This is a genomic window from Streptomyces rhizoryzae, assembly GCF_023155275.1.
Classification (GTDB): Bacteria; Actinomycetota; Actinomycetes; order Streptomycetales; family Streptomycetaceae; genus Streptomyces; species Streptomyces rhizoryzae.
The window spans coordinates 15,047-41,943 of record NZ_JALMUV010000057.1 but is presented as its reverse complement, the minus strand read 5'-3'; the positions used below and the strand labels follow the sequence as shown (position 1 = coordinate 41,943).

Annotated in this window: 23 protein-coding genes; 6 read left to right on the top strand and 17 right to left on the bottom strand. The window is 76.2% G+C overall.

Features of this window, described 5'->3' with window-relative positions; translation table 11 throughout:
* Window positions 1–355 precede the first annotated feature (355 nt).
* The 9 genes from MUU72_RS31455 to MUU72_RS31415 all read right to left on the bottom strand — a co-directional run bounded on the left by MUU72_RS31455 (window position 356) and on the right by MUU72_RS31415 (window position 10,897).
* Window positions 356–1,009, bottom strand: coding sequence for a TetR/AcrR family transcriptional regulator (locus MUU72_RS31455; RefSeq protein ID WP_248016839.1), 654 nt, complete (start codon window positions 1,007–1,009; stop codon window positions 356–358).
* Entirely contained in the window at window positions 997–1,749 is a 753-nt protein-coding gene (locus MUU72_RS31450) for an enoyl-CoA hydratase family protein (protein WP_248016838.1), read from the bottom strand. Before MUU72_RS31450 ends, MUU72_RS31455 begins: the two co-directional genes overlap by 13 nt.
* Window positions 1,746–2,099 (bottom strand): AMP-binding enzyme, encoded by a 354-nt coding sequence (locus MUU72_RS31445; RefSeq protein ID WP_248016837.1) that lies wholly within the window; start codon window positions 2,097–2,099, stop codon window positions 1,746–1,748. The genes MUU72_RS31450 and MUU72_RS31445 overlap by 4 nt, the downstream gene beginning before the upstream one ends.
* Before the next feature lie 153 nt (window positions 2,100–2,252).
* A complete protein-coding gene (locus tag MUU72_RS31440; protein ID WP_248016836.1) occupies window positions 2,253–3,428 on the bottom strand; it encodes an acyl-CoA dehydrogenase family protein in 1,176 nt (391 codons plus the stop codon).
* Window positions 3,429–3,515: 87 nt separating this feature from the next.
* Entirely contained in the window at window positions 3,516–5,414 is a 1,899-nt protein-coding gene (locus MUU72_RS31435; RefSeq protein WP_248016844.1) for an acetyl/propionyl/methylcrotonyl-CoA carboxylase subunit alpha, read from the bottom strand.
* Window positions 5,415–5,498: 84 nt separating this feature from the next.
* Entirely contained in the window at window positions 5,499–7,097 is a 1,599-nt protein-coding gene (locus tag MUU72_RS31430) for an acyl-CoA carboxylase subunit beta (RefSeq protein WP_248016835.1), read from the bottom strand.
* Window positions 7,094–8,842 carry an acyclic terpene utilization AtuA family protein gene (locus tag MUU72_RS31425; protein ID WP_372503280.1) on the bottom strand — a complete coding sequence of 583 codons (1,749 nt, stop codon included), beginning with the start codon at window positions 8,840–8,842 and terminating at the stop codon, window positions 7,094–7,096. The genes MUU72_RS31430 and MUU72_RS31425 overlap by 4 nt, the downstream gene beginning before the upstream one ends.
* Before the next feature lie 20 nt (window positions 8,843–8,862).
* Window positions 8,863–9,666 (bottom strand): TIGR03084 family metal-binding protein, encoded by an 804-nt coding sequence (locus MUU72_RS31420; RefSeq protein ID WP_248016834.1) that lies wholly within the window; start codon window positions 9,664–9,666, stop codon window positions 8,863–8,865.
* 313 nt (window positions 9,667–9,979) lie between these two features.
* Complete coding sequence (locus MUU72_RS31415) at window positions 9,980–10,897, bottom strand: EamA family transporter (protein ID WP_248016833.1); 918 nt, start codon at window positions 10,895–10,897, stop codon at window positions 9,980–9,982.
* Between the two features lie 221 nt (window positions 10,898–11,118).
* Between MUU72_RS31415 and MUU72_RS31410 the strand changes: the two genes are divergently transcribed.
* Complete coding sequence (locus tag MUU72_RS31410) at window positions 11,119–12,000, top strand: LysR family transcriptional regulator (protein WP_248016832.1); 882 nt, start codon at window positions 11,119–11,121, stop codon at window positions 11,998–12,000.
* A gap of 454 nt (window positions 12,001–12,454) precedes the next feature.
* Here the strand turns inward: MUU72_RS31410 and MUU72_RS31405 are convergent, their stop codons facing one another.
* Together MUU72_RS31405 and MUU72_RS31400 are read right to left on the bottom strand one after the other, a co-directional pair.
* Window positions 12,455–15,490 (bottom strand): FAD-binding and (Fe-S)-binding domain-containing protein, encoded by a 3,036-nt coding sequence (locus MUU72_RS31405; RefSeq protein WP_248016831.1) that lies wholly within the window; start codon window positions 15,488–15,490, stop codon window positions 12,455–12,457.
* 58 nt (window positions 15,491–15,548) lie between these two features.
* A complete protein-coding gene (locus MUU72_RS31400) occupies window positions 15,549–17,036 on the bottom strand; it encodes an FAD-binding oxidoreductase (protein ID WP_248016830.1) in 1,488 nt (495 codons plus the stop codon).
* A gap of 88 nt (window positions 17,037–17,124) precedes the next feature.
* Between MUU72_RS31400 and MUU72_RS31395 the strand changes: the two genes are divergently transcribed.
* On the top strand, window positions 17,125–18,126 hold the full coding sequence (locus tag MUU72_RS31395) for a helix-turn-helix transcriptional regulator (protein ID WP_248016829.1): 1,002 nt from the start codon (window positions 17,125–17,127) through the stop codon (window positions 18,124–18,126).
* Between the two features lie 201 nt (window positions 18,127–18,327).
* The gene (gene serC / locus MUU72_RS31390) at window positions 18,328–19,446 is read left to right on the top strand and encodes a phosphoserine transaminase (protein WP_248016828.1); all 1,119 of its coding nucleotides are present in this window, start codon (window positions 18,328–18,330) and stop codon (window positions 19,444–19,446) included.
* 133 nt (window positions 19,447–19,579) lie between these two features.
* Here serC and MUU72_RS31385 read toward each other — a convergent pair whose 3' ends face one another.
* The gene (locus MUU72_RS31385) at window positions 19,580–20,329 is read right to left on the bottom strand and encodes a DUF6333 family protein (RefSeq protein ID WP_248016827.1); all 750 of its coding nucleotides are present in this window, start codon (window positions 20,327–20,329) and stop codon (window positions 19,580–19,582) included.
* Window positions 20,330–20,660: 331 nt separating this feature from the next.
* Between MUU72_RS31385 and MUU72_RS31380 the strand changes: the two genes are divergently transcribed.
* Window positions 20,661–21,521, top strand: a complete 861-nt coding sequence (locus MUU72_RS31380) for a TetR/AcrR family transcriptional regulator C-terminal domain-containing protein (protein ID WP_248016826.1) — start codon at window positions 20,661–20,663, stop codon at window positions 21,519–21,521.
* 33 nt (window positions 21,522–21,554) lie between these two features.
* Window positions 21,555–21,971, top strand: coding sequence for a PPOX class F420-dependent oxidoreductase (locus MUU72_RS31375; protein WP_248016825.1), 417 nt, complete (start codon window positions 21,555–21,557; stop codon window positions 21,969–21,971).
* Window positions 21,972–22,072: 101 nt separating this feature from the next.
* Here the strand turns inward: MUU72_RS31375 and MUU72_RS31370 are convergent, their stop codons facing one another.
* The 5 genes from MUU72_RS31370 to MUU72_RS31350 form a co-directional block, all read right to left on the bottom strand.
* The gene (locus tag MUU72_RS31370; RefSeq protein WP_248016824.1) at window positions 22,073–23,116 is read right to left on the bottom strand and encodes an esterase-like activity of phytase family protein; all 1,044 of its coding nucleotides are present in this window, start codon (window positions 23,114–23,116) and stop codon (window positions 22,073–22,075) included.
* Between the two features lie 49 nt (window positions 23,117–23,165).
* Complete coding sequence (locus tag MUU72_RS31365) at window positions 23,166–23,837, bottom strand: GDSL-type esterase/lipase family protein (RefSeq protein ID WP_248016842.1); 672 nt, start codon at window positions 23,835–23,837, stop codon at window positions 23,166–23,168.
* A gap of 199 nt (window positions 23,838–24,036) precedes the next feature.
* Window positions 24,037–24,603: an RNA 2',3'-cyclic phosphodiesterase gene (gene thpR / locus MUU72_RS31360; protein WP_248016823.1), complete on the bottom strand. Its 567-nt coding sequence runs from the start codon at window positions 24,601–24,603 to the stop codon at window positions 24,037–24,039.
* A gap of 45 nt (window positions 24,604–24,648) precedes the next feature.
* Entirely contained in the window at window positions 24,649–26,073 is a 1,425-nt protein-coding gene (locus MUU72_RS31355; protein ID WP_248016822.1) for an MFS transporter, read from the bottom strand.
* 28 nt (window positions 26,074–26,101) lie between these two features.
* On the bottom strand, window positions 26,102–26,539 hold the full coding sequence (locus MUU72_RS31350) for a MarR family winged helix-turn-helix transcriptional regulator (protein WP_248016821.1): 438 nt from the start codon (window positions 26,537–26,539) through the stop codon (window positions 26,102–26,104).
* A 141-nt stretch (window positions 26,540–26,680) separates the two neighbouring features.
* Between MUU72_RS31350 and MUU72_RS31345 the strand changes: the two genes are divergently transcribed.
* Window positions 26,681–26,881, top strand: coding sequence for a ribbon-helix-helix protein, CopG family (locus tag MUU72_RS31345; protein ID WP_248016820.1), 201 nt, complete (start codon window positions 26,681–26,683; stop codon window positions 26,879–26,881).
* Window positions 26,882–26,897 lie beyond the last annotated feature (16 nt).

The following is a 26,897-nucleotide window of genomic DNA, read 5'->3' as shown; positions in this document are numbered from 1 at the left end:
CACCACCCCCTCCGGCCCGTCCCCTCCCGTTGGGGTCAGTTATCAGGTGGGTGGGGGCTGACGTGGGTGGGTTGGTGCGGGTTGTCGGTTGCGGTGAGCGCCCGCCCATCGACGACGACCCGCAGGAGACCACCGGCACCAGCCCCCGACCACCGTTTTTCAATGACCACCCTCGGGAGGGGACGGGGGTGTGGGGTGGGGGTGAGCCGGACGTAAAGCGAAGCAGTCCGGCTCACCCCCACCCCACACCCCCGGCACCGCTGCCGAACAGCCCCGCTCAGCGGACCCCACCCCGCGAAGCGGGGAACAACAGCACCCCGCACGGCGGGAAACCCAACAACGTGGGAGAAAAACGTCACGCCCCGCGTGACACCGCATCGAGGATCCCAGCCCACTGCGCGACCACCCGCCCCCGACGGGCCGAGTCGTCGGTCAGGAGGGTGGCCAGGCCCAGGCCGCGGGCCATGTCCAGGAGGCCCTGGACGGTTTCCCGGACGCCGGGGACGGACTCGTCGGCGCCCAGGAGCGCCACGGCCGTGCGGTGCGCCTCGCGGCCGACCCGGGCCTCCAGGGCGGTGACGCGTTCGCGGAGCTGCTCCTCGTCGGAGGCGGCGACCCACAGGTGGAGCGCGGCGCGGAACAGCGGGCCGGTGTAGAGGCCGACGAGTTCCTCGACGACGATGCGGGTGCGGGCGGGCGAGCCCGGGGGCGGCAGCTGGCGCGCCATCGCCTTCAGCGCGCCCCGGCGCTTCTCCGCGACGTGCTCCACGGCGGCCGTGAACAGGTCCTCGCGGGTCCGGAAGTGGTGCTGGGCGGCGCCGCGGGTCACGCCGGCCCGTTCGGCGACGACGGCGACCGTGCTGCCGCCCCAGCCGCGTTCGGCCAGGCACGCGACGGCGGCCTCCAGGAGCGCGAGCCGGGTGGCGCGGCTGCGTTCCTGCCGGGGCTCCTTGGCCGCGCGGGCCGCCGGGGCCGGTCCGGTGCCGCGGGCCGGCGTCAGCGCACCCATGCCGGGTCCCGTCGCTCCAGGAAGGCGGTCATGCCCTCGCGGGCCTCGGCGGAGGCGAAGAGCCGCGCGGACCGTTCGGCGAACGCGTCGGTGTCGCGGTCGAAGGCGGCCAGCACCCCGGCCGTCACCAGCTTCTTGGATTCGGCCAGGCCCTGCGGGGAGCCCTTGCGGAGCCCGTCGAGGAGCGGCGCGAGGCCGGTGTCGGCGTCGTCGGCGGCGAGCGTGACCAGGCCGATCCGGGCCGCCTCGGCCGGTCCGAACGTCTCGCCGGTGAGGTAGTAGCGGGCGGCGGCACGCGGGTCCAGCCGGGGCAGCAGGGGCAGCGAGATCACGGCGGGGGCGAGGCCGAGCCGGGCCTCGGTGAAGGCGAACGTGGCCCCGGGGCCGGCGACGGAGAGGTCGCAGGCGCCGAGCAGGCCGAGGCCGCCGGCCCGGACGTGGCCGGTGACCCGGGCCACGACCGGCTTGGGGAGTTCCACCAGGGCGCGCAGCAGCCGGGCGAGCCCCAGGGGACCGTCGGTGGCGGCGCCCGAGGCGGCCTCGGAGAGGTCCGCGCCGGCGCAGAACGTGCTGCCGGTGTGGGTGAGCACCACGGCCCGGACGGTGTCGTCGGCGGCCGCGGCCGCGAAGGCCCGGTGCAGTGCGGTGACCAGGCGGGTGGAGAGCGCGTTGCGGTTGTGGGGGGAGTTGAGGGTGAGGGTGGTGATGCCGCGCTCGTGGGCGCGCTCCACGTACGTCATCGGGCCGTCGAACTCCTTTCCCTGGCGCGCAGTTCGCGCCGCAGGATCTTTCCGGTGGTGGCGCGCGGTACGTGGTCGACGAATTCCACGCGGCGCACCTTCTTGTAGGGGGCGACTCGGCTCGCAACGTAGGCGATGACCTCGCGGGCGAGGCGGCGGGTGAGGTGGTCGAGCCGGGCGTGGCCGAGCGTGCTGCCGGTGCGGGCGTCGATCAGCGCGGGCCGGTCGCCGTACGCGGCGGCCCGCCCGAGGACGGCCTCGTGGAGGGGCAGGTCCACGGGGGCGACGGCGGGGTAGCGGCTGCGGACGACGCGGTACCCGGGGGACGAGGGGGAGGTGCGGGGGACCATGGGGACCCTCCGTGGGGCTGGGGGCTGGGGCGGGCTGCTCGGGGTGGGTGTTCCTTCCCGGGTGCGGGGCCCGGGGGCGCCGGTGGGCCGGGCCGGTGGGCCGGGGCGTCGGTCGGCGCCGGGCCCCGCGGGCTCCGCGGACCGTGCGGGGGCTCAGTACGACTTCGGCAGCCCCAGCGACCGGTGGGAGACGTAGTTGAGGATCATCTCCCGGCTGACCGGGGCGATCCGGGCCACCCGGGCGGCGGTGACCAGGGACGCCAGCCCGTATTCACGGGTCAGGCCGTTGCCGCCCAGGGTGTGCACGGCCTGGTCCACGGTGTGCACGGCGGCCTCGCCGGCCGCGTACTTGGCCATGTTGGCGGCCTCGCCGGCGGCCAGGTCGTCGCCCGCGTCGTACAGCAGCGCCGCCTTGCGCATCATCAGCCCGGCCAGTTCCAGTTCGATGTGGCACTGGGCGAGCGGGTGGGCGAGGGCCTGGTGGGCGCCGATCGGCTCCTTCCAGACCTGGCGGGTGCGGGCGTAGTCGACGGCCCGGTCCAGCGCGTAGCGGCCCATGCCGAGGGCGAACGCGGCGGTCATGATCCGTTCGGGGTTGAGGCCGGCGAAGAGCTGGAGGAGCCCGGCGTCCTCGTCGCCCACGAGGGCGTCGGCGGGCAGCCGCACGTCGTCCAGGGTCAGTTCGAACTGCTTCTCCGGGGCGGCCAGTTCCATCGGGATCGGGCTGCGGCCGAAGCCGGGCGCGTCGCGCGGGACGAGGAACAGGCACGGCTTGAGCTTGCCGGTACGGGCGTCCTCGGTACGGCCGACGATCAGCGTCACCTCGGCGATGTCCACGCCGGAGACGAAGACCTTCCGCCCGTTGAGGACCCAGTCGCCGCCGTCCCGGCGGGCGGTGGTGGTGATGCGGTGGGAGTTGGAGCCGGCGTCCGGTTCGGTGATGCCGAAGGCCATGGTGCGGCTGCCGTCGGCGAGCCCCGGCAGCCAGGTGCGCTTCTGCTCCTCGGTGCCGAAGCGGGCGATGACCGTCCCGCAGATCGCCGGGGAGACCACCAGCATCAGCAGCGGGCAGCCGGCCGCCCCCAACTCCTCCAGCACGAGGGCCAGTTCGGTGATGCCGGCGCCGCCGCCCCCGTATTCCTCGGGGAGGTTGACGCCCAGGTAGCCGGCCTTGGCGGCCTCCCGCCACAGTTCGTCGGTGTGCCTGCCGTCGGCGACGGCGGCGGTGAAGTACTCCCGGCCGTAGCGCTTGCCGAGCGCGGCGACGGCGGCGCGCAGGGCGCGGTGTTCCTCGGACTCGATCACGGCGTTGCTCAGGGCGTGGCTCATGGCGGCTCCCGGTGCGGGTGGGTGGGTGCGGCGGGTGCGTGCGGGCCGAGCGGACGGGCGGCGGGCCGGCGCGGGCGCCGGCCCGCGTCAGGCGGTGACGACGGCGAGCAGGGTGCCCACCTCGACCTGCTGGCCCGGTCGGACGGGCAGGGCGGTCAGGGTGCCGGCGGCGGGTGCGGTGATCCGGTGCTCCATCTTCATGGCCTCCAGCCACAGCAGCGGCGCCCCGGCGGCCACCCGGTCGCCCTCGGCGAGCCCGTCCGCGACCCGGACGACCGTGCCGGGCATCGGGGCGAGCAGCGAACCGGGCTCCGTACGGGCGGCGGGGTCGGGGAAGCGGGGCAGCGCGGTGAGGGCGCACGCCCCCAGGGGCGAGTCGACGTGCACCCGGTCCCCGTAGCGGGCGACCGCGAAGTGCCGGCGCACCCCGTCCACCTCCAGCACCACCGCGTCGGCGGCCAGGGCGAGCAGCCGGACGCCGGGGAAGTCCTCGGCGGTCAGCCCGTCGCGCCCGAGCCGGTAGCGGACCTCGTGGACGGTGTCGCCGCGGGCGTAGCGCTTGTGCTGCGGGCCGGAGGGGAGGTTGCGGAAGCCGCCGAACCGGGACCGGCCGTGCGCGTCGGCGAGCGCGGCGGCCAGCGCGGACAGCGCGTCGCCGGACGTGCCGGGCCCGGCCAGGGTGGCCAGGTGGCGGTCGTAGAAGCCGGTGTCCAGACCGGTGGCGCCGGCGAACTCCGGGTGGCGCAGCGAGCGGACCAGCAGCTCGCGGTTGGTGGCCGGGCCGTGGATGCGGGCCCGTTCCAGGGCGCCGGCCAGTTTCCGGACGGCCTCGGCGCGGGTGGGGGCCCAGGCGATGACCTTGGCGAGCATCGGGTCGTAGTGGACGGTGACGGTGTCGCCGTCGGTCACGCCGGAGTCCAGCCGGACGCCGCCGGGGACGGCCAGCCGGTGCACGGTGCCGGTCTGCGGCTGCCAGCCGGCCGCCGGGTCCTCCGCGTAGAGCCGGGCCTCCACCGCGTGGCCGTGCGGTGCGGGCAGCGCGGCCGGCAGCGGGCGGCCCTCGGCGACGGCGAGCTGGAGGGCCACCAGGTCGATCCGGTAGATCTCCTCGGTGACCGGGTGCTCCACCTGGAGCCGGGTGTTCATCTCCAGGAAGTGCGCCCGGCCGTCCGCCGAGACCAGGAACTCGACGGTGCCCGCGCCCCGGTAGCCGATGGCCCGCGCCGCCTGGGCGGCGGCCCGGTGCAGGGCATCCCGGAGCGCGGCCGGCAGCCCGGGGGCCGGGGCCTCCTCGATGACCTTCTGGTGGCGGCGCTGGAGCGAGCAGTCCCGGGTGCCGAGCGTCCAGACCGTGCCGTGCGCGTCGGCGAGGACCTGCACCTCGACGTGGCGGCCGCCCTCCACGTAGGGCTCGGCGAAGACCTCACCGTCCCCGAAGGCGGCCGCCGCCTCGGCCCGTGCCGACGCCAACGCGCCGTCCAGCTCCGCCAGTTCGCGGACGATCCGCATCCCGCGTCCGCCGCCGCCGGCCGCCGCCTTCACCAGCAGCGGCAGGTCCGCGGCGGTGGCCGCGGCCGGGTCGACCGGTGCCAGCAGCGGCACCCCGGCCGCCGCCATCAGCTCCTTGGCCCGGGTCTTGGAGGCCATCGCCTCGATCGCGGCGGGCGGCGGCCCGATCCACACCAGGCCCGCCCCGGCCACCGCGGCGGCGAACGCGGCGCTCTCGGACAGGAACCCGTAACCGGGGTGGACCGCGTCCGCGCCGGCCGCCCGCGCCGCCTCGACGATCAGGTCGCCGCGCAGGTAGGTGTCGGCCGGCGCGTCGCCCGGCAGCCGGACGGCGCCGTCCGCCTCCCGTACGTGGGCGGCGTCCGCGTCCGCGTCGGAGTGCACGGCCACGGTGGCCACGCCCAGTTCGCGGCAGGTGCGGAAGATCCGGCGGGCGATCTCCCCCCGGTTGGCGACGAGCACCGAGCGGATCTCCACGGGGGCCCCGGCACCGGCGCCGCCGTCGGCACCGTCCGCGGTCCCGGGCCCGGAATGGATCGCTGTCACGTGAGAACCTCCCCCTCACATCCGGAAGACGCCGAAGCCGCCCCGCGCGCCCTCCACGGGCGCGGTGTGGACGGCGGACAGGCACAGGCCGAGGACGGTGCGGGTGTCGCGCGGGTCGATGACCCCGTCGTCGTACAGCCGCCCGGACAGGAACACCGGCAGCGACTCGGCCTCGATCTGCTGCTCCACCACGGCGCGCAGCGCCGCGTCCCCGTCCTCGTCGTACGGCTGCCCCTTGGCGGCCGCGGAGGCGCGCGCCACGAGGGAGAGCACCCCGGCGAGCTGCTGCGGCCCCATCACCGCCGACTTGGCGCTCGGCCAGGCGAACAGGAACCGGGGGTCGTAGGCCCGTCCGCACATCCCGTAGTGCCCGGCGCCGTAGGACGCGCCCATGAGGACCGAGAGGTGCGGCACCCGGGAGTTGGCCACCGCGTTGATCATCATCGCGCCGTGCTTGATGATGCCGCCCTGCTCGTACTCCTTGCCGACCATGTAGCCGGTGGTGTTGTGCAGGAAGAGCAGCGGGATGTCCCGCTGGTTGGCCAGCTGGATGAACTGCGCGGCCTTCTGGGACTCGGCGCTGAACAGCACGCCCCGGGCATTGGCGAGGATCCCCACCGGATAGCCGTGCAGGCGGGCCCAGCCGGTGGTCAGACTCGTCCCGTAGAGCGGTTTGAACGCGTCGAAGTCCGAGCCGTCCACGATCCGGGCGATGACCTCCCGCGGGTCGAACGGCGTCTTGAGGTCGCCGGGGACGATCCCGAGCAGCTCCTCCTCGTCGTACGCCGGGGGCGCGGCCGGGCCCGGGTCGGGGTGCGCCTTGCGGTGGTTGAGGCGGGCCACCACCCGGCGGGCCTGCCGCAGCGCGTCCGGCTCGTCCACGGCGAAGTGGTCGGCCAGGCCCGAGGTGCGGGCGTGCATCTCCGCGCCGCCCAGCGACTCGTCGTCGCTCTCCTCGCCGGTCGCCATCTTCACCAGCGGCGGCCCGCCGAGGAAGACCTTGGCGCGCTCCTTCACCATGATCACGTGGTCCGACATGCCGGGCACGTACGCGCCGCCGGCGGTGGAGTTCCCGAAGACCACCGCCACCGTCGGGATCCCGGCCGCGGACAGCCGCGTCAGGTCCCGGAAGAGCGCCCCGCCCGGAATGAAGATCTCCTTCTGGCTGGGCAGGTCCGCGCCGCCGGATTCCACCAGGCTGACCACCGGCAGCCGGTTGGCGTACGCGATCTCGTTGGCCCGCAGCGCCTTCTTCAGCGTCCACGGGTTGCTCGCGCCGCCGCGGACGGTCGGGTCGTTGGCGGTGATCAGGCACTCCACGCCCTCGATCACGCCGATGCCGGTGACCAGCGACGCGCCGACCGCGTAGTCGCTGCCCCAGCCGGCCAGCGGCGACAGCTCCAGGAACGGGGTGTCGGGGTCCAGCAGCAGTTCGATCCGCTCCCGGGCCGCCAGTTTGCCGCGCTTCCGGTGCCGGGCGAGGTACTTCTCCCCGCCGCCGGCCAGCGCCTTGGCGTGCTCGGCGGCCACCTCGTCCAGCTTCGCCAGCATCGCCGCCCGCCGCTCGGCGTACTCGGTCCCGGACGGATCCAGCGCGCTCGTCAGCACGGTCACAGCAGCACCTCCGGTATCTCCACGTCGCGGGCGCGCAGCCACTCCCCCAGCGCCTTGGCCTGCGGGTCGAACCGCGCCTGTGCGGCCACGCCGTCGCCCAGCAGCCCGTCCACGGTGAAATTCAGCGCCCGCAGCTGCGGCAGCACGTACCGCTCCACGGTGAACTCCCTTGTCTCGGGCAGCAGTTGGCGGAACCGCTCGACCGTCAGCGCGTGCGCCAGCCACCGCCAGGCGTCCTCCGTACGGGCCCACACCCCGACGTTCGCCGCACCGCCCTTGTCCCCGCTGCGGGCCCCGGCGACGGCCCCCAGGGGAGCGCGCCGGGTGGGCCCGGCGGGCAGCGGTGCGGGCAGCTCCACCGCCGGCGGCGCCGCACCGGACGCCGCCGCCGGCACCGCGGGCGCCGGGATCTCCACCCGCCGCCCGTCCGGCCCCACGGCCACCTGCGGCACCTCCGCCGCCGGCACCGCCACCGCCTCGAACACCCCGTACGGGGCCCCCTTGGCGGGCGGCGCCGTCACGTGGAAGCCGGGGTAGCTCGCCAGCGCCAGCTCCACCGCCGCCCCGCTCACCGCCCGCCCCACGACCTCCGGGTCGGGGTCCCGCACGACGAGCCGGAGCAGCGCGCTCGCCTCCTCCTGCACCGCCGCGTCGCGGTGGTCGGTCCGCGCCAGCGTCCACCGCACCTCGGCCGGCCGGCGCCCGCCCCGCGCGAACGCCTCCTCCATCTGGTCGCGCACCAGCTCCGCCTTGGCCTCGATGCCCAGGCCGGTGAGCACGAACACGACCTCGTTGCGCCAGCCGCCGATCCGGGTCAGGCCCACCTTCAGCGTCGCCGGCGGCGCCTCGCCCCGCACCCCGCTGATCCGCACCCGGTCCGGGCCGTCCGCGGCCAGCCGTACGGTGTCCAGCCGTGCGGTCACGTCCGGCCCCGGGTAGCGCGGGCCGGCGGTCTCGTAGAGCAGCTGGGCGGTGACCGTGCCGATGGTGACCGCACCGCCGGTCCCGGGGTGCTTGGTGATCACCGCACTGCCGTCCGCGGCCACCTCGGCCAGCGGGAAGCCGGGCCGCCGCACGTCGTGCTCCTCGAAGAACGCGTAGTTCCCGCCCGTCGCCTGCGCCCCGCACTCCAGGACGTGCCCGGCGACGACGGCGCCCGCCAACTGGTCGTAGGCGTCCGCCGGCCACCCGAAGTGCGCCGCGGCCGACCCGCTGACCAGGGCCGCGTCGGTCACCCGCCCGGTCACCACGACGTCCGCGCCGGCCCGCAGGCAGGCCGCGATCCCCGCGCCGCCGAGGTACGCGTGGGCGGTGAGCACCCCCGGCCCCCACCCGCGGCCGGCCAGGTCGTCGCCCTCCACGTGCGCGACCCGCACCGGCACCCCGACCCGCTCACCCAACTCCCGTACGGCATCGGCCAGTCCGGCCGGGTTCAGCCCGCCCGCGTTGGTGACGATCCGGACGCCGCGGTCGGCGGCGAGCCCGAGCCCCTCCTCCAGCTGCCGCAGGAACGTCGTGGCGTAGCCGCGCCGCGGGTCCTTCAGCCGCTCCCGGCCCAGGATGAGCATGGTCAGTTCGGCGAGGTAGTCCCCGGTCAGCACGTCCAGCGGCCCGCCGGTCAGCATCTCCCGCACGGCGTCGAACCGGTCGCCGTAGAACCCTGACGCGTTCCCGATCCGCAACGGCCCGGCGCCCGCCCGCGGTGGGCCGCCGCCGCGCCCCCGGCCCTCCGCCCGCCCCGGTATGTCCGCGCCCTCCGGCCGCGTCACCGCCGCACCTGCCCCGGCGCCCGCCCCGGCCCGGCCGGCCCGGCGAAGGACTGCGCGATGCCCAGCCACCGGTCGGCGTCCGCGCCCTCGGCGGTGACGGACACGTCGTCCCGGTGCGCCCGCTGCGTCACCAACAGGCAGAAGTCCAGCGCCGGCCCGCTCACCCGCTGCGCCGCGCCCTCCGGCCCGTACGCCCACGCCTCGCCACCGGGGCCGGTCAGCTCCACCCGGAACTCCTCCCCCGGCGGCGTCAGCCCGCGCACCGCGTACGCGTAGTCCCGGGCCCGCACCCCGATCCGGGCCACGTGCCGCAGCCGCGCGGTCGGCACCCGCCGCACCCCCAGCGCGTCCGCCACGTCCTGCCCGTGCGCCCAGGTCTCCATCAGCCGCCCGGTGGCCATCGACGCCACGCTCATCGGCAGCCCGTACCAGGGGAGTCTGCCGCCCGGCGGCTGCGCGGCCAGCACCTCCAGCAGCTCCGCCCGGCCCGCCCGCCACCGGGCCAGCAGCTCACCGGGCGCCAGCCGCGCCCCGCGCTCGGCCCCCTCGTCCACGAACGTCTCCGGCGACGCCAGCGCCGCCCGGACCTCCCGCCCGAACCCCTCGGGGTCGACGGCCGACTGCACGGCCCGCTCGTCCGTCCACCGCAGATGCGCGATCTGGTGCGCGACCGTCCACCCGGCGGCCGGCGTGGCCCGCGCCCACTCCCCCTCCGGGAGCCCCGCCACCAGCCCGTCCAGCTCCTCGCCCTCGGCCCGCAGGTCCGCCAGGACCTCGGAAACCTCCCGCGGATCGGCCATCGCGCGCTCTCCTCATCCCACGCCGGAACGCCCATGTCCCTTACGGGCAGGGCACGTTGACAGCTGCTGCGGTGATGCGAGACCCGAGCGTGGCAGCGCCCCCGGAAACAATCAAGCACGCCTGCATGATTTTTCGCCACGCGGCGCCGGTGACACGTCGGCGCGGGACCGCCCTACGGGCGCGGCCCCGTCACCCCCTCGCGCAGGAAGGCGGCCCGGCTCGCGGGGCGGGGGGACGAGGAGGCCGGCGGGGTCCTCGGAGTCGCGCAGGCGGACGGCCGCCCCGCGGCAGCCCCTGCCCCGCGACCCGTCCTCAGCGGCGCGCACCGCTCAGTACCGCCCCGGCGCTGGCGACCGCCACCAGGCCGATCGCGAGGACTTCGGGCCACCCCAGCAACTGGTGCAGGATCAGGAACCCGGCCGTGGCGGCGGCGGCCGGCTCCAGGCTCATCATCACCGCGAAGCCGGAGGCCGGGAGCTTGCGCAGCGCGAGGAGCTCCAGGGTGTACGGGAGGACCGACGACATCAGGGCGACCGCCGCGCCCAGGCCCACCGTGACCGGGTCCAGCAGGGCCGTGCCCGCGCTGAACGCGCCCAGCGGCAGGCTCAGGACCGCGGCCACCGTCATCGCCAGCGCCAGCCCGTCCGCCTGCGGGAACCGCTGGCCGGTACGCGCCGACAGCAGGATGTACGCGGCCCACAGCCCGCCGGCGGCGAGCGCGAACCCGGCGCCGGCGAGGTTCAGCCCGTCGAACCCGGCGCGTCCCAGCAGCACCACGCCGCCCAGGGCCAGCGCCGCCCACAGCAGGCTCAGCAGCCGCCGGGAGGTCGCCACCGACAGGATCAGCGGGCCGAGGAACTCCAGGGTGACCGCGGCGCCGAGCGGGATGCGGTCGAGGGCCTGGTAGAAGAGCGCGTTCATACCGACGAGCGCGACGCCGAAGGCGACGACGGTGGCCCAGTCGCCCCGGGTGTGGCCGCGGACCTTCGGCCGGCAGGCGATCAGCAGCACCAGCGCGGCGACCACCAGCCGCAGGGTGACGACGCCCAGCGCCCCGGCCCGCGGGAACAGCAGGACCGCCACCGACGCCCCGAACTGGAGCGACACGATCCCGCCGATGACCAGCGCCACCGACACCAGGCGGCCCCGCGTCCGCGCGGCGGCCGTCCCGAGCCCCCCGGTCCCGGCCGCACCGGCCTCCGCCGACAGCACCTCGGGAGAGGGCGGCACGGGACGGGGTATCCCGCCCACCGGCGCGTCGGAGCGGGAAGGGGACGACGAAGACGACGGCGCGGACGGCGCGGACGGCGCGGACGGCGCGGAGGACGACGGGGTGGACCCGGCGGGGGAACCGGCTGCGGAGGCGGACGACGAAGGATTCACACGGCCACGCTACGACCCGCGTTCCCGCACGTGAAATGCCTTTTCCGCGGTTGTTATGCTCCCCACGCATGAGCCTTGAGCTGCGCCATTTCCGCTGCTTCCTCGCCATCGCCGACACCCTCAGCGTGACCCGCGCCGCCGAACGCCTCCACCTCACCCAGCCCGCCGTCTCCCGCACCCTCCGCCAGCTGGAGGAGGCGCTGGGGCTGCGCCTCGTCGACCGCTCCACCCACCACCTCGCCCTCACCCCGGACGGCGACGCCTTCCGCGACCGGGCGGCGGTCGCGGTCGCCGCCTTCGACCGGGCGTTGGAACACGGCCGCGGCACCGGCTGGCCGCTGCGCCTGGGGCACGCCTGGTCGGCGGCCGGGGCGGACACCACGACGCTGCTGCGCCGCTGGCGCGAGACGCACCCGGAGACCCCGCTCGAACTGCTCCGCATCGACGACCGCACGGCCGGGCTCGCCCGCGGCGACGTGGACGCGGCCCTGCTGCGCGGCGAGGTCCGCGCCCCCGGCCTGGTCACCGAGCGGCTGACCACCGAGCCGCGGGTGGCCGGCCTCCCCGCCGACGACCCACTGGCCGACCGCCCCGCGCTGACCCTCTCCGACCTGGCCGACCGCACCATCGCCCTCAACACGGTCTCCGGGACCACCACCCTCGACCTCTGGCCGCCGTCGGCCCGCCCGTCCACCACCCTGACCATCGGCAACACCGACGACTGGATCGCCGCCATCACCGGCGGCCGCGCGGTGGGCGTGACCACCGTCGCCACCGCCGGCATGCACCCGCACCCGGCGATGGCCTACGTCCCCCTGACCGACGCCCCGCCCGTCCCCGTCGTCCTCGCCTGGCGCGACGGCCCGGGCCACCCCGCCCTCCCGGCGCTGGCAGCCTTGGCCCGCGAGGTCATGGGCCAGGCGTCGAGGCCCAACAGCCCGGCCCCTTAGGCGCGTTCGGCCGGGCGGAGCCTGGCCGCGGGGGACATCCGTCCGAGCAGCGAAATCCACCTTCACCACTCCCTCACCGCTTGCACACTCCATCCCCCGGGCTTCCTTCGCCGATCCTCGCTTCGCCCTCCGTGCCCCCAGGCGCCCGGGAGAGCGGCGGTTCGGGGAACCTCTACCTCCACCGGGGCGGGGGCACGGGGCAGCGGGTGGCGAGCCGGGTCAAGGCCGGCGCCGGGTGGAACGCGTACGACGCGCTGGCCGGTGCCGGTGACGTCACCGGCGACGGGCTCGCGGACATCGTCGCCCGGACCCCCGGCGGCACGCTGTACCTGTACCCGGGCACCGGGGTGGCCGGCGCCCCGTTCACGGCGCGGGTCGACCTCGGCAACGGCTGGAACATCTACTCCAGCCTGATCCGAGCCGGGCCCTTCGGGACCACGGTGGGGCGGGGCCGTCAGCCTTCGGGCTGCGGCCCCGCTGCCGCCCCCGGCGCGTCCGCCGTTTCCGTCCTGCCGGCCGGCCCCGCCGTTTCCGCCGCGTCCAGGGCCTCCGCCAGGACCTGGGCCAGGTGGCGGCCGGGGCGGGCACCGAGCTGGGAGAGCTGGGTGCGGCAGGAGTAGCCGTCGGCGAGGATCTCGGCGTCCGGGGCGGCCCGGCGGACGGCGGGGAGCAGCTGGTCCTCGGCACAGGCCACGGAGAGGCCGTAATGGCCCCGTTCGAAGCCGAAGTTGCCGGCCAGGCCGCAACAGCCGCCGCTCAACGCCCCGTCCAGGCCGGCCCGTTCGCGCAGCCGGCGGTCGGCCGCGTCACCGAGGACGGCGTGCTGGTGGCAGTGGGTCTGGCCGGCGACCGGGCGGCCGACGCGCGGCGGGGTCCAGTCGGGGGCCAGCTCCTCCAGCACCTCGGCGAAAGTGCGGACGGCGGCGGCGAGGCGGGCCGCCCGGGGGTCGTCGGCGAGCAGCTCCGGCAGGTCCGAGCGGAGCGCCGCGGCGCAGCTCGGCTCCAGGACGACCAGCGGGCGGCCGGGCCGGACCAGCGGGCTCAGCACCTCGACGGTGCGCCGCATCACCGCCCGCGCCTGGGTGAGCTGGCCGGTGGAGACGTACGTCAGACCGCAGCACAGGCCGGGGCGGGGCAGGTGCGGCCGCGGGGGCGCCGGGCGGGCCGGCAGCGGCGCGGTGGGCGGCAGCAGGGGGCGCAGGCCGGCGGCCTCCAGGACGCGGACGGCGGCCCGGCCGACCTCCGGGGAGAGGTGGTCGGTGAAGGTGTCCGGCCACAGGACGACCACCGGGCCGGCGCCGTCCCCGGCCGGACCGGCGGCCCGGCGGCGGCGCCACCACCACTGCCGGAACGTCTCCTGCGCCAGCTCCGGGACCGCCCGCTCCGGCGCGATCCCGGCGAGCCGCTTGGCGAGGGCGGCGAGCGGGGTGCGGGCCAGGGCGTTGAGGACCGGCGCGGCGGGGGCGGCGGCCCGCAGCCACCGCGGCAGGCGGCCCAGGGCGTAGTGGGCGGCGGGGCGGAGCCGGCCCGCGTAGTGGTGGTGCAGGAACTCCGCCTTGTAGGTGGCCATGTCGACGCCCACCGGGCAGTCGCTGCGGCAGCCCTTGCAGGACAGGCAGAGGTCGAGCGCGTCGCGCACCTCCGGGGAGCGCCAGCCGTCGGTGACCACCTCGCCGGCCAGCATCTCGTGCAGCAGCCGGGCCCGGCCGCGGGTGGAGTGCCGCTCCTCGCCGGTGGCCCGGAAGGACGGGCACATCACGTCGGACGAGCCCGTCGGCAGCCGCTCCGTACGGCACTTGGCGACGCCGACGCAGCGGCGGACGGCGGCGGAGAAGTCGCCGCCGTCGTGCGGATAGCCGAACGCGACCGGGACCGGGCCGGGAGGCAGCGGGGCGAAGCGGAGGTTGTCGTCGAGGCGGTGGGGGCGGACCAGCATGCCGGGGTTCAGACCGGCGGCGGGGTCCCAGAGGTCCTTGAACCGGCCGAAGAGGGCGACCAGTTCGCCGCCGTACATCCGGGGGAGGAGTTCGGCGCGGGCCTGGCCGTCGCCGTGCTCGCCGGAGAGCGAGCCGCCGTGCGCCACCACCAGGGCGGCCAGGTCGGTGGAGAACTCCCGGAAGCGGCGGATACCGGGCGGGGTGAGCAGGTCGAAGTCGATCCGGACGTGGATGCAGCCGTCGCCGAAGTGGCCGTAGGGCGTGCCGCGCAGGCCGTGCTGGGCGAGCAGGGCGCGGAAGTCCCGCAGGTACGGGCCGAGTCGGGCCGGGGGGACGGCGCAGTCCTCCCAGCCGGGCCACGCCTCGCTGCCGTCCGGCATCCGGGTCGCGGTGCCGGAGGCGTCCTCGCGGATCCGCCACAGGGCGCGCTGCCCGGCCGGGTCGGTGACCAGGAGGTGGCCGGTGGCGCCGTCGGCGGTGGCCGCCCGGCACAGCGCCTCGCCGCGGGCGGCGGCCTCGGCCGGTGTCGCCCCGCCGGTCTCCGCGAACAGCCAGGCGCCGCCCTCCGGCAGCCCGGCGGCGCCCGCGCCGACGAGGTCGGCGGCCATGCCCTCGACGGTCAGCGGGGAGTGCGCGAGGAGGGCGTGCGCGGCCTCGGCGGCGGCGCTCTCGTCGGGGTAGGCCAGGACGGCCAGCGCGCGGGCGGCGGGCGCCTCGACGAGCCGGACGGTGGCCGCGGTGAGGACGCCGAGGGTGCCCTCGCTGCCGGTGAGGGCCCGGGCGAGGTCGGTGCCGGCCTCCGGGAGCAGGGCGTCCAGGGCGTAGCCGGAGATGCGGCGCGGCAGGCCGGCCGGGTATCCGGTGCGCAGCAGCGCCAACTCCCCGTCCACCAGGGCCTTGACGCCGTCCCGCAGGCGCGGCGGGAGGCCGGTGGGGCGGCCCTCGCGGTCGGTGCCGCGGCCGGCCCTGACCAGCTCGCCGCCGTAGGTCAGCAGGTCCAGGGCGCGGACGTTGTCGGCCGTGGTGCCCCAGGCCACCGAGTGGGCGCCGCAGGAGTTGTTGCCGATCATGCCGCCGAGGGTGCAGCGGCTGTGGGTGGAGGGGTCGGGGCCGAAGGTCAGGCCGTGCGGCGCGGCCGCGGCCCGGAGGTCGTCCAGGATGACGCCGGGCTGGACGACGGCGGTGCGGGCCGCCGGGTCCAGGGAGACGATCCGCCGCATGTGGCGGGTGAAGTCCAGGACGACGCCGGTGCCGGTGGCCTGCCCGGCGATGCTGGTGCCGGCGCCGCGCGGGACGACCGGCACGCCGCGGGCGCGGCACACCCGCAGCGCCGCGGCGACGTCCTCGGCGTCCCGGGGCGCGACCACCGCGTCCGGCACCCGGCGGTAGTTGGACGCGTCCATCGTCATCAGCGCGCGGTCCGCCGCGGCGGACGAGACCTCGCCCCGTACGGCGGCGGCCAGTTCGCGCGCCAGGTCCTGCCGCCGGGCCGCCTGCCGGGCCGCTTCCGGCCCGCCGCCGCTCCGCTTCTCCGTCTCCGTGCGCTCAGCCATGCCCCCAGCCTGCCCCCGCGGGGTGGGGGCGCCGCAAGGGCTGTGGACAACGGCGTGGTCAGCCGGCGGTCCCGGTGCCGTCCGCCTCCGGTCCCCCGTCGTAGGGGTGGAAGCGGAAGACGTTCTCCGGGTCGTGGGCGGCCTTCAGAGCGGCCCGGCGGTGCCACGCCCCGGGGCCGTGGGTGCTGCGGGCCACCTCGGCGGCGTCGCTCCGGGCGCGCTGTTCGCCGAGGAGGAAGTTGACGCTCCGGCCGAGCCGCCAGGGGGCCACTTCCGCCAGGGCCGCCGCGTGCACCGCCCGGACGGCCGCCAGGCCGTCCCCGTCGCCGCCGGCCGCCAGCGGCGACAGCACCCGCAGCGCGAACCGCGCGTCCCGGTGCCCGACCCCGGTGGCGCCCCCGGTGCCGTCCGGCCCGGCGGCCAGCGCGCCGCCCAGGTGGTTGAGCTGGACCACCACCATCACCGGGGCGGCCGGGCCGGTGAGCGCCGCCACCCGCCGCAGCGCCGCCGCGTCCACCCCGCGCAGCAGCGCGTTGTCGCCGTTGTAGGCGTGCGGGTCGGCCGGGTCGCGGTGGATGGTGGCGGACTCCGCGTACGGCATCTCGCGCAGGTCGTCGCTGACGGCCGGGCCGATCGCGCGCAGCGGCGCCACCAGCCGCGCGCCCTCCTCGGCGCTGCCGGTGAACGCGATCCGGATCTGGAGCAGATGGCGGCCGCGCAGCGGGGCGGGCAGCTGCGGCAGGTCGGGGTAGGCGATCAGCGCGAGGGAGGACGTCAGGGTGTCCGGGACGGTTGCGGTCCAGCGCAGGTACGCGGCCAGCGCCTCGTCGATCCGGTCGGCGCCGAAGACCAGCTGGCCCCCGTAGAGCCGGGCCACCGGCACCAGGCCGAACTCCATCCCGGTGACCACCCCGAGGCCGTGCCCGCCGCCGAGCAGCCCCTGGAAGAGCGCGGGGTCGGAGGCGGCGGTGACCCGCACCCGCCGCGCGTCGGCGGTGACCAGGTCCAGGGCCCGGACGTGGTCGGCGGCGAACCCGTAGGTGCGGGCCAGCAGCCCCACCCCGCCGCCGAGCGTGTACGAGACCACGCCGACGCCCGGCGAGGAGCCGTTGAGCGGGGCCAGCCCGTAGGGGGCGGCGGCCTCGACGACCTGGCTCCAGACGGCGCCCGCGCCGACCCGCGCGGTGCGGGTCGCGGGGTCCACGGTGACGCCGGACATCCGCCGGGTGCTGATGAGCAGGCCGCCGTCGGTGGCGGTGGACAGGCCGTGCCCGGTGGCCTGGACCGCGACCGGCAGCCGGTGCGCGCGGGCGAAGGCGACCGCGGCGGCCACGTCGCCGGCGTCCGCGGCCCCGGCGATGAGGGCGGGGCGGTGCCGGTGCCCGGCCTGGAAGCCGGAGCGTTCGGCGTCGTAGCCGTCGTCGCCGGGGCGGAACACCGGACCGCCCAGCCGCCGGGCGAGCCGGTCGGCCTCCTCGGGGGTGAAGGGCGCGGCACCGGGGGCGAGGGGGGCGGCCAGGGGGCGGGAGGCATCGAGCGTCGTCATGGACCGCACTCTCGGGCCATAACCTGACACCCGCCGTCATATATGGCGGCCGCTTCCCCCGGCCCGTCCCCCCGGTATAAACCGTGGGGTGAAGGCCGACCGTCTGCTCTCGATCCTGCTGCTCCTCCAGACCCGCGGCCGGGTCCCGGCCAGCGAACTGGCCGCCCGCCTGGAGGTCTCCACCCGCACCGTCTACCGCGACGTCGAGGCGCTGTCGGCGGCCGGGGTCCCGGTCTACGCCGAGCGCGGGCGGCACGGCGGGATCGCGCTGCTGCCCGGCTTCCGCACCGACGTCACCGGGCTGACCACCGACGAGGCCCGGGCGCTGTTCGTCCTGGCCGCGCAGGGCGCCCACCAGGCGCTCGGTCTGGACGGCGCGCTGGGGTCGGCGCTGCGCAAGGTGATGGCGGCGCTGCCCGCCCCGCACCGCCCGGCCGCCGAACTGACCGGCCGCCGCATCCTGGTGGACCCCGACCGCTGGCTCGGCGGCCCCCGCCCGGCGGTGGACCTCGGCGCGCTGCACACCGCCGTCTTCACCGACCGGCGGCTGCGGATCCGCTACCGGCACAGCGGCAGCACCGAGCTGCGCACGTACACCGTCGACCCCTACGGGCTGGTCGCCAAGGCCGGCGTCTGGTACCTCGTCGCCGACCGGCGCGGCAGGCCGCGGCTGTTCCGGGCCGACCGGGTGGCCTCGGCGGCGCTCACCGACGCGCCCGTGCGGCGGCGGCCCGGTGCGGAGCTGCCGGAGGTGTGGGCGGAGCTGCGGCGGCAGGTGGAGGAGCGGCCGGCGCCGGTACGGGTCACCGCGCGGATCCGCCGGGAGCGGCTGGATCTGGCGGTGCGGATCCTGGGCGCGGCCCTGCTCGCCCCGCCCCGGCCGGAGACCGGCCCGGACGGCGGGGACGGCGGGGACGGCCCGGACGGCGGCTGGGTCGTGCTGGAGATCGGGTACCCGGTGCTCTCCGCGGTGCGCCAGCTGCTCCAGTTCGGCGACACCCTGGAGGTGCTGGACCCGCCGGAGGCCCGCCGGGTGCTGGCCGATTCCGCCGCCGCGCTCACCGCCCTGTACGCCGCCGACGGCCCGTAGGGGCGCCCGTACGGCGGCCCGGACCCGGGTCCGGGAGGGGCCCGGGGGCCCTGCGCAGCCGCCCCGCGACCGGCCCGGGCCGCGCCCGCGACCGGCCCGGGACCGCCGTGACGTGCCGTGACCGTCCACACTCCGACCGCCACCCATCTCACCGGCTGGACGCCCCGCCCGGCCCCCGCCCGACCCTTTAGGCTTCCCCTCGTGGCTGATATCGAGATCCCCGCTGACCTCAAGCCCGCCGACGGACGCTTCGGCGCGGGCCCCTCCAAGGTGCGTACGGAGGCGCTCGACGCGCTGGCCGCCACCGGTACCTCGCTGCTCGGCACCTCCCACCGCCAGGCACCGGTCAAGAACCTGGTCGGCAGGGTGCGGCAGGGCGTGCGCGACCTCTTCCAGCTCCCCGAGGGCTACGAGGTCGTCCTCGGCAACGGCGGTTCCACCGCCTTCTGGGACGTCGCGACGCACGGTCTGATCGAGCACAAGTCGCAGCACCTCTCCTTCGGCGAGTTCTCCTCGAAGTTCGCCAAGGCCGCCAAGCTGGCCCCGTGGCTGGCCGAGCCCACCGTCATCTCCGCCGAGCCGGGTACCCACCCGGAGCCGGCCGCCGAGGCGGGCGTGGACGTCTACGCCTTCACCCACAACGAGACCTCCACCGGTGTCGCCGCCCCGATCCAGCGGGTGGCCGGCGCCGACGAGGGCGCGCTGGTGCTGGTCGACGCCACCTCGGGCGCCGGCGGCCTGCCGGTGGACATCGCCCAGACCGACGTCTACTACTTCGCGCCGCAGAAGTCCTTCGCCTCCGACGGCGGTCTGTGGCTCGGCGTCTTCTCCCCGGCCGCCCTGGAGCGGGCCCGCGCGATCCACGCGTCCGGCCGCCACGTCCCGGAGTTCTTCTCGCTGCCCACGGCGATCGACAACTCCCTCAAGAACCAGACGTACAACACCCCCTCCCTCGCCACCCTCTTCCTGCTCAACGAGCAGCTGGAGTGGATCAACGGCCAGGGCGGCCTGGACTGGGCGGTCGGCCGCACCGGCGCCTCCTCGCGCGCCCTCTACGGCTGGGCCGAGGAGTCCAAGTACGCCACCCCGTTCGTCACCGACCCGGCCAAGCGCTCGCAGGTCATCGGCACGATCGACTTCAGCGACGACGTCGACGCGGCCGCGGTCGCCAAGACGCTGCGCGCCAACGGCATCGTGGACACCGAGCCGTACCGCAAGCTGGGCCGCAACCAGCTGCGGATCGCGATGTTCCCGGCCATCGACCCGGCGGACGTCGAGGCGCTGACGGCCTGCATCGACTACGTCGTCGGCAAGCTGTAGCGGCCGGCGCGCCCGCGGCGCGCACCGCACCGACGCGGACGGGCCCCGGCGGGTACTCACCGCCGGGGCCCGTCCGCGTCACCGGTCCGCACCACCGGATGCCGCGCCGCCGGTAGCCGTTCCGCCGGAGCGGCTACCGGCGGAACCACACCTCGCGGAGATTGCCGCAGCCGCGCCGGCTGCGGCGGACCCGGAACACCGAGACCTGCCGTTCCTCGCCACCGGCGACGGGGCGGTGCAGCCCGAGGACGACCGCCCCGAGCGCGCCGTAGTCCCGCTGATACGGCTCGCCGTCCGGCTCGAATCCCGCCTCGGCCGCCGTCTCCGGGTCGGCGCCTATCGCGCGCAGGATCGCGTCCGGGTCGCCGCGGTACTCCCAGCCCTCGTCGCCGTCGCAGTCCCACCCGCCGGCGAACAGGTGCTCGCCGGTGGGCAGGACCACCTCGTCCTCCAGGTAGGCGTTGCCGTGGTCGACCTCGACGGAACCGACGATGCGGGCCTGCGGGTGCCGGGCGCGCTGCGCGGCTATCTCGTCCGACATCGCGTCGGAGACCAGGTCGCAGCCGAGCGCCGGATCGGTGATCTGGACGAGGCCGCCCCAGCAGCCCACCGCCACGTGGTCGAGGTCGGCGCGCACCTCGGGCTGCGGCAGGTCCCCCAGGGGCCGCGCCGGAAGCACCTCCAGCACCTCCGCGACGGTGCCCAGCTGCTCGGCGAACGCCCGGGCGCGCACCGGATCGTGCGGCGGCAGGGCCGGGCGGACCGCGCCCACCGGGTCGGGGAAGGGCGGGAAGAGCAGGGACAGCGTGATGTCCGCCCCGCGCCAGAGCGCCACCTCCTCCTGGGGGTCGTGGTCGCATCCGCAGACTTCGGTATCCGTCATGCCTGCACCGTAACTCCCGCCACTGACAACGCCGTTCGGCACCCGGTGCGCCCCGGTGCGGGCGGGCGCACCGGCGTGCGGTCAGCGGCCGCGGCACTGGACGCGGCGGACCGCCAACGGCAGGAGGACCGCGGTGGGCACCACGGGCCGTACCAGCGCCCTCGCCCGTGCGTGCGGTTCGCCCCAGCTGCCGCCGCGCCCGCCCGCCGACCCCGTCCGCACCACCGGCACCAGGGCGGGCTGCACCCCCGGGCGTCGAACTGGGTACACCGCACTCGCTTGCGCGTACAACGTACCCAGTTTTTCTCCGGCGGCATAGGATGGCCGCACCATGACGCGTTCAGGGACCAGCACGGAACACAGCGGCAGCGGTGACCTCTCGCGCAGCCTGGAGCTGCTGTGGGGCACCGGCGACCGCCCCGGCCGGGGCCCGCGGCCCGGGCTCACCCTCGGCCGGATCGTCGCCGCCGCGGTGGCGGTCGCCGACGCCGAGGGGCTCGGCGCGCTCTCCATGCGCCGGGTCGCCGCCGACCTGGGCGTCGGCACCATGTCGCTCTACCGCTACGTCCCGGGCAAGGCCGAACTCCTGGACCTGATGCTCGACGCGGTGGTCGCGCTCCCGGCCGACGGCCTCCCCGAACCGGGCCCGGACACCGGCTGGCGCCCCGCCCTGGAGGCCCTCGCCCACGCCACCTGGCGGCTGCACCAGGAGCACCCCTGGCTCCTCCGGGTCGACCAGGGCCGCCCGCTGCTCGGCCCGAACGCCCTGGACCGGCTGGAGTACGCGGTCCGCGCGCTGGCCGGGACCGGCCTGGCCGACCGGGAGAAGATCCAACTGCTGGTCGCGCTCGACGGGTTCGTCACCGGCACCGCCCGCACCGTCCTGAACTCCGCTCGCGCCGAGCAGCGGACCGGCGTCAGCGACGCCGACTTCCGGCGGGCCCAGGAGCCGGCCCTCGGGCAGGCCGTGCGCAGCGGCCGGTACCCGGCCCTGGCCGGGCTGGACGAGGACGTCTTCGGCGGGGCGCCCGGGGACGGTGGCGGCAGCCCCGCCTTCACCCTGGGGCTGGCGGCCCTGCTGGACGGTTTCGCGGCGGTCGTCGCGGACCGCGCGGCCACCGCGCCCGCACACCCACCCGAAGGGACGCACCACCAGCCGCCGCCCCACGGGACGCACCGCGCCGCAACGTGACGAAAAGGGCCGGATATGCCTTTTATGGAGGGCATGAGAATCCCGCCCAGCCCCGGTCTCGCCCCCTACGAACGCCAGGGGACGGTCCTGCTGACCACCTACAAGAAGGACGGCACCGGTGTCGGCACCCCGGTGAACATCGCGGTGGACGGCGACCACGCCTACATCCGCACCTTCGGCAGCGCCTGGAAGGTCAAGCGGATGCGCAACGTCCCCGAGGTGGAGTTCTGCGCCTCGACCTGGCGCGGCCGGCCGACCGGACCCGCCGTCCGGGCCCGGGCCCGGCTGCTGGACCCGGCCACCCGCGAGAACCGGCGCGCCGAGCGGTCGCTGACCCGCAAGTACCCGCTGATCCACGGGCTGGTCTCGCCGCTCCTGCACCGGCTGCGGCGGGAGCCGACGCTCCACTACGAACTGCGGCTGATCGAGGAGGAGGAGCCGCTGGGCTAGCCCGGCGCCACCGGCTCCGCCCCCGTGGCGCCGGGCGGTGTCCGGTGCGGCGAGAGGGCATGCCGGGCGCCGGACGGCAGACGGGACTTCGCGGCCACCTGCTAGCCGCGCCTGCGGCGCAGCAGGCCCCGGAGGGCCAGCACCAGGACCACCGCCCCGGCCAGCACCAGCGCGCCCGTGCCGAAGCCGCCCGCCGGTCCGCCGCCCGGCCGCTCCGCGCCGCCGCCGGACGCCCGGTCACCGGACCCGCCGTCGTCCCGGCGGGCCGCGTCGGGGAGTTGCTCCCCGCTGAGCGCCACCGGCTCGACCTGGCTGCCGCGCCCCTCCGAGCCGTACATCAGGGTCCGGCCGTCGGCGGTGAAGGTCACCGACTCGCCCTGCCGCTGGAGCGGGACCGGCACCGCGCCGAGGTCCTCCGGGCGGCCGTCGCGCCAGCGGTAGAGGCGGGCGCCGAAGTAGCTGCGCAGCACCAGCCGGGTGCCGTCGGGCGAGAACGCGCCGTCGGTCACCCACAGATCGACCGGGGCGACCTTGCGGAAGGTGTTGCTCCCGGTGGTGGTCAGGCGGGCCGGACCCGCGTAGAGCGCCGCCCCGCCGCCCTGCTTCTTGCTGGCGAGGTAGACCCGGCCGGTCTTCGGATGCACCATCAGCGCCTCGGCGTCCCGCGGCCCGTCCGCGTACCGGACGGTGAACTGCTCGGCGGTGACGGTCGCGTCGCGCAGCGTCGCGGGCTCGGGGAAGCGGTAGATCCACACGTGGTCCCAGCTGCCGCCGAGGTTGTCGCCGATGTCGCCGACGTAGATCCGGCCGTCCGGGCCGAGTGCGAGGGCCTCGACGTCGCGGGGCGCGCCGATGCCGCGCAGGGTGATCCTGGCGAGGGTGCGGCCGGTCGCGGAGTCGACCGCGTAGACGTAGGGGCCGTCGTCGCTGTCGTTGTGGGTCCAGTAGACGCCGGGGTGGGCGCGGCTGGCGGCCAGGCCGCTGGACTCGGTGATCCGCGGGTCGGTGAGGGTGAACGCGCCGGGCTCCGCGGCCGCGGCCGGGGCGCCCGCCGCGGCCAGCAGCGCGAGCGCGGCGGCCGCCGCTCCCGCCGCACGCGGGAGCGGACGTCGCGGACCGGGGGGTCGGGGCACGGCGGCAGACATGGCGCACAGCCTGCCACGCCGGGCGGCCGGGCGGGCCGGGCCGGCCGGGTCAGGCGGCGTAGCGGCCGCCGACGTCCCAGCCCTGGTGCAGCGCGTCGGCGAAGGCCGCGGCGAGGAGGTGTTCGCCGCGTTCGGAGGGGTGGGTGCCGTCGTAGGTGGCGCGGTCGATGTCCCAGTCGGCCGGTTCGGAGGCCAGGAGCAGCGGGGAGGCCGGGGTGGAGAGGTCGGCGACGGCCTTGCCGAGCAGTTCGTTGAAGTGCGCGCACTGGGCGCCGAAGGCGGGGTCGGCGAGGGCCCGGATGTTGGCGATGACGGGCATCAGCACCGCCCGGACGTGCGGGGCGCCGGCCCGGGCCCGGGCCACGAACTCCCGCACGTTCTCCGCGGTCTGCTCGGGGTCGGTGTAGAAGCCGAGATCGATCAGGCCGAGCGAGACCAGCAGGGTGTCGGCCCGGTGCGTGCGCACCGCGTCCTCGATCAGCGGCGCCATGTGCAGCCAGCCCTCGCCCCAGCCGGCGAGGTGCGCCCGCGCGCGCTCGGGGAAGGCCGGGTCGGCGTAGGCGGTGGAGACGGGCTCGCCGGCGGCCGGGTCGTGCAGGGTGCGGCGCGGTCCGACGATGCGGAACGGGCCGGAGCCGGTGGTGCCGAGGTGGCGCCACATGCGGTAGCGCCACGTGTAGTCGCCGGAGCTGCCGATCGTCATGGAGTCCCCGACGAACATGATCCTCATCCGGCCATGATCTCCGAGAACGCTACCGGCGGGTACGTGACACTGGCCACGCCGTCAGCGCAGGGCCGCGGCGACGACGACGACGATCAGGAGCACGGCGAGCAGACCGGACATGATCCGGTTACGGGTCTTGGGATCCACCCTTCGAGCCTAACCGGGCCGGAATCGGGCCCCGCACCGGCCCGGCCGGTCAGCCCTCCAGCCGCCACCGCGCCAGCGGCTCGTACCGGGGCCGGCTGCCCGGGACGCCGGGGGCGGGCGGGTGGCTGCGCATCAGGGCGAGCTCCGTGACCGTCCAGGCGCTGCCGGAGAAGCCGGCGAGCGCCGCGGCGTACGGCACCAGGTCCAGCCGGCCGGTGCGCTTGCGGGCGAGGGTGAGGTGCGGGGTGTACGGGCGGTGCTCGCCCATCGGCAGGCCCGCCCGCCGGCCGGCCGCCTCGGCGGCGTCCGCGAGGCGGCGCATGGCGGGCCGGTCGCCGTCCGCCCCGGCCCAGACGACCCGGTCGCCGAACCGGCCGCCGCCGGCGATCCGCAGCTCGTAGGCGGCGCAGCGGTGCGCGGCGCGGCCCAGCCGCTCCTGGAGCTCGGGCAGCGCCTCCTCGGGCACCTCGCCGTAGAAGGCGAGGGTGAAGTGCCAGTCGTCCGGCCCGGTCCAGCGCAGCCGGTCGGCGTCCGGCAGCTCCCGCAACCGCCCCATCCGCTCGGCGAGTTGGCCGAGCGGGTGGGCGGGGGGCAGCACCGCGGCGAAGAGTCTCATGGGGCCAGTGTCGCCCCGGAGCGCCGCCGGGCGCCCGCGGAGCGGCTAGGCGGCGGCCAGCTCCTTCTCCGGGGCCTCGGCGGCCGCCCGGGGGACGAACGCCACGTGCCGGTGCCCGCGCCGCAGATCGACCTTCAGGCGCAGCCCGCCGGCCCGCGCGAGGGCCAGGCCGACCAGGGCGGCGGCCGCCGCGGAGACCACCCCGCCGGCCAGGAAGCCGATCCGGGGGCCGTAGGCGTCGGTGACCCAGCCGACCACCGGGGCGCCGAGCGGCGTCCCGCCCATGAAGACCATCATGAACAGGCTCATCACCCGGCCGCGCATCGCCGGATCGGTGGCCATCTGGACGCTGGAGTTGGCGGTGACGTTGATGGTCAGGCCGACCATGCCGATCGGGGCGAGCAGCGCCGCGAAGACCCAGAAGCCGGGCGCCAGCGCGGCGACGCACTCCAGCAGGCCGAAGACCAGCGCCGCGCCGACCAGCATCCGCAGCCGGGAGCTCGCCCGGCGGGCGGCGAGCAGCGCGCCGATCAGCGAACCGGCCGCCATCAGGCCGTTGAACAGCGCGTACGTGCCGGCCCCGGCGTGGAAGACCTTGTAGGTGAAGGCGGTCAGCCAGATCGGGAAGTTGAAGCCGAACGTCCCGATGAAGCCGACCAGCACGATCGGCCAGATCAGGTCGGGGTGCCGGCGGACGTAGGCCAGGCCCTCCCGCAGCTGGCCCTTGCTGCGCGGCACCCGGTCCGCCCTGTGCAGCTCGGCGGTGCGCATCATCAGCAGGCCGGTGATCGGGGCGAGGAACGACAGGCCGTTGAAGAGGAACGCCCAGCCGCTGCCGAAGGCGGTGATCAGCACACCGGCGACGGCCGGGCCGATGAGCCGGGCGGACTGGAAGTTGGCGGAGTTCAGGCTGACGGCGTTGCGCAGGTCCCGTTGGCCGACCATCTCGGAGACGAACGCCTGCCGGGCGGGGTTGTCGACGACGGTGACCAGGCCGAGCAGGAAGGCGCCGGCGTAGACGTGCCAGACCTGGACGTGGCCGCTGAGCGTGAGCCCGGCCAGCGCGACGCCGATCAGGCCCATCGCGCCCTGGGTGCACAGCAGCAGCCTGCGCTTGGCGAAGCGGTCGGTCAGGACACCGCCGTAGAGGCCGAGGAGCAGCATCGGCAGGAATTGCAGGGCGGTGGTGATGCCGACCGCGCCGGAGGATCCGGTGAGGCTGAGCACCAGCCAGTCCTGGGCGATGCGCTGCATCCACGTGCCGGTGTTGGAGACGACCTGGCCGGTGGCGAAGAGCCGGTAGTTGCGGATGCGGAGGGAGCTGAACATGCCCGTGCGCGGGGCGCCGGCCCGGTCGGTGGGCGGGCCGGCCGCGGTGGCGCCGGCGGTGGCCGGGCCGGTGGGGTCGCGGTCGGGGGTGTGGTCGGATTGCGGTGCGGGGGCGGAGTGTGCTCCGGATCCCGTACTCAACGTGGGTTCGCCTCCTCGGCCCGGTGTCCTACAGCTGTGCGAGTTTCTCCAGTACGGGCGCGGCGGCCCGGACCTTGGCCCATTCCTCGGCGTCCAGCCCGGCGGCCAGTTCGGCGAGCCAGGTGTTCCGCTTGCGGCGGCTCTCCTCCAGCATCGCCTCGGCCTGCTCGGTCTGGGTGACGACCTTCTGCCGGCGGTCCTCGGGGTGGGCCTCCAGCCGGACCAGCCCCTTGGCCTCCAGCATCGCCACGATGCGGGTCATCGACGGCGGCTGGACGTGCTCCTTGCGGGCGAGCTCACCGGGGGTGGCCCGGCCGCACCGGGCGAGGGTGCCGAGCACCGACATCTCGGTGGGGCTCAGCGACTCGTCGACCCGCTGGTGCTTCAGGCGGCGCGAGAGGCGCATCACGGCGGACCGCAGGGAATTCACGGCGTCAGCGTCGGCGCCGTTGGACAGTTCCGGCATGGTCGTTAGCATAGCTCATTAGCCTTCCTAAGTAAAGCGGCGGTCCACCGCCCTCCCGGGGACCGCGTGAGTCACCCGTACGAGTGAGGACGGCGCGGAAAACGACACATCCGACCGCTCCGGACGGGGACCGTTGTCCGTATGGGATCGAGTGTGCTCAGCCTGCGCGTCGACCGGGAGCTGCTGGAGCGCCTCCGCCAGCACGCCGCAAAACGCGGAATGAGCGTCCAGGACTATGTCGTCCGGACGCTCATCCGCGAGGACTTCGATGAACGGTTGTCGACCTCGGTCGAGAAGACCGAGCGGCTGCGGGGCTGGGGCGCGGCCCGCAGCCCCTCCTGAGGGCCCGGCCACTCCC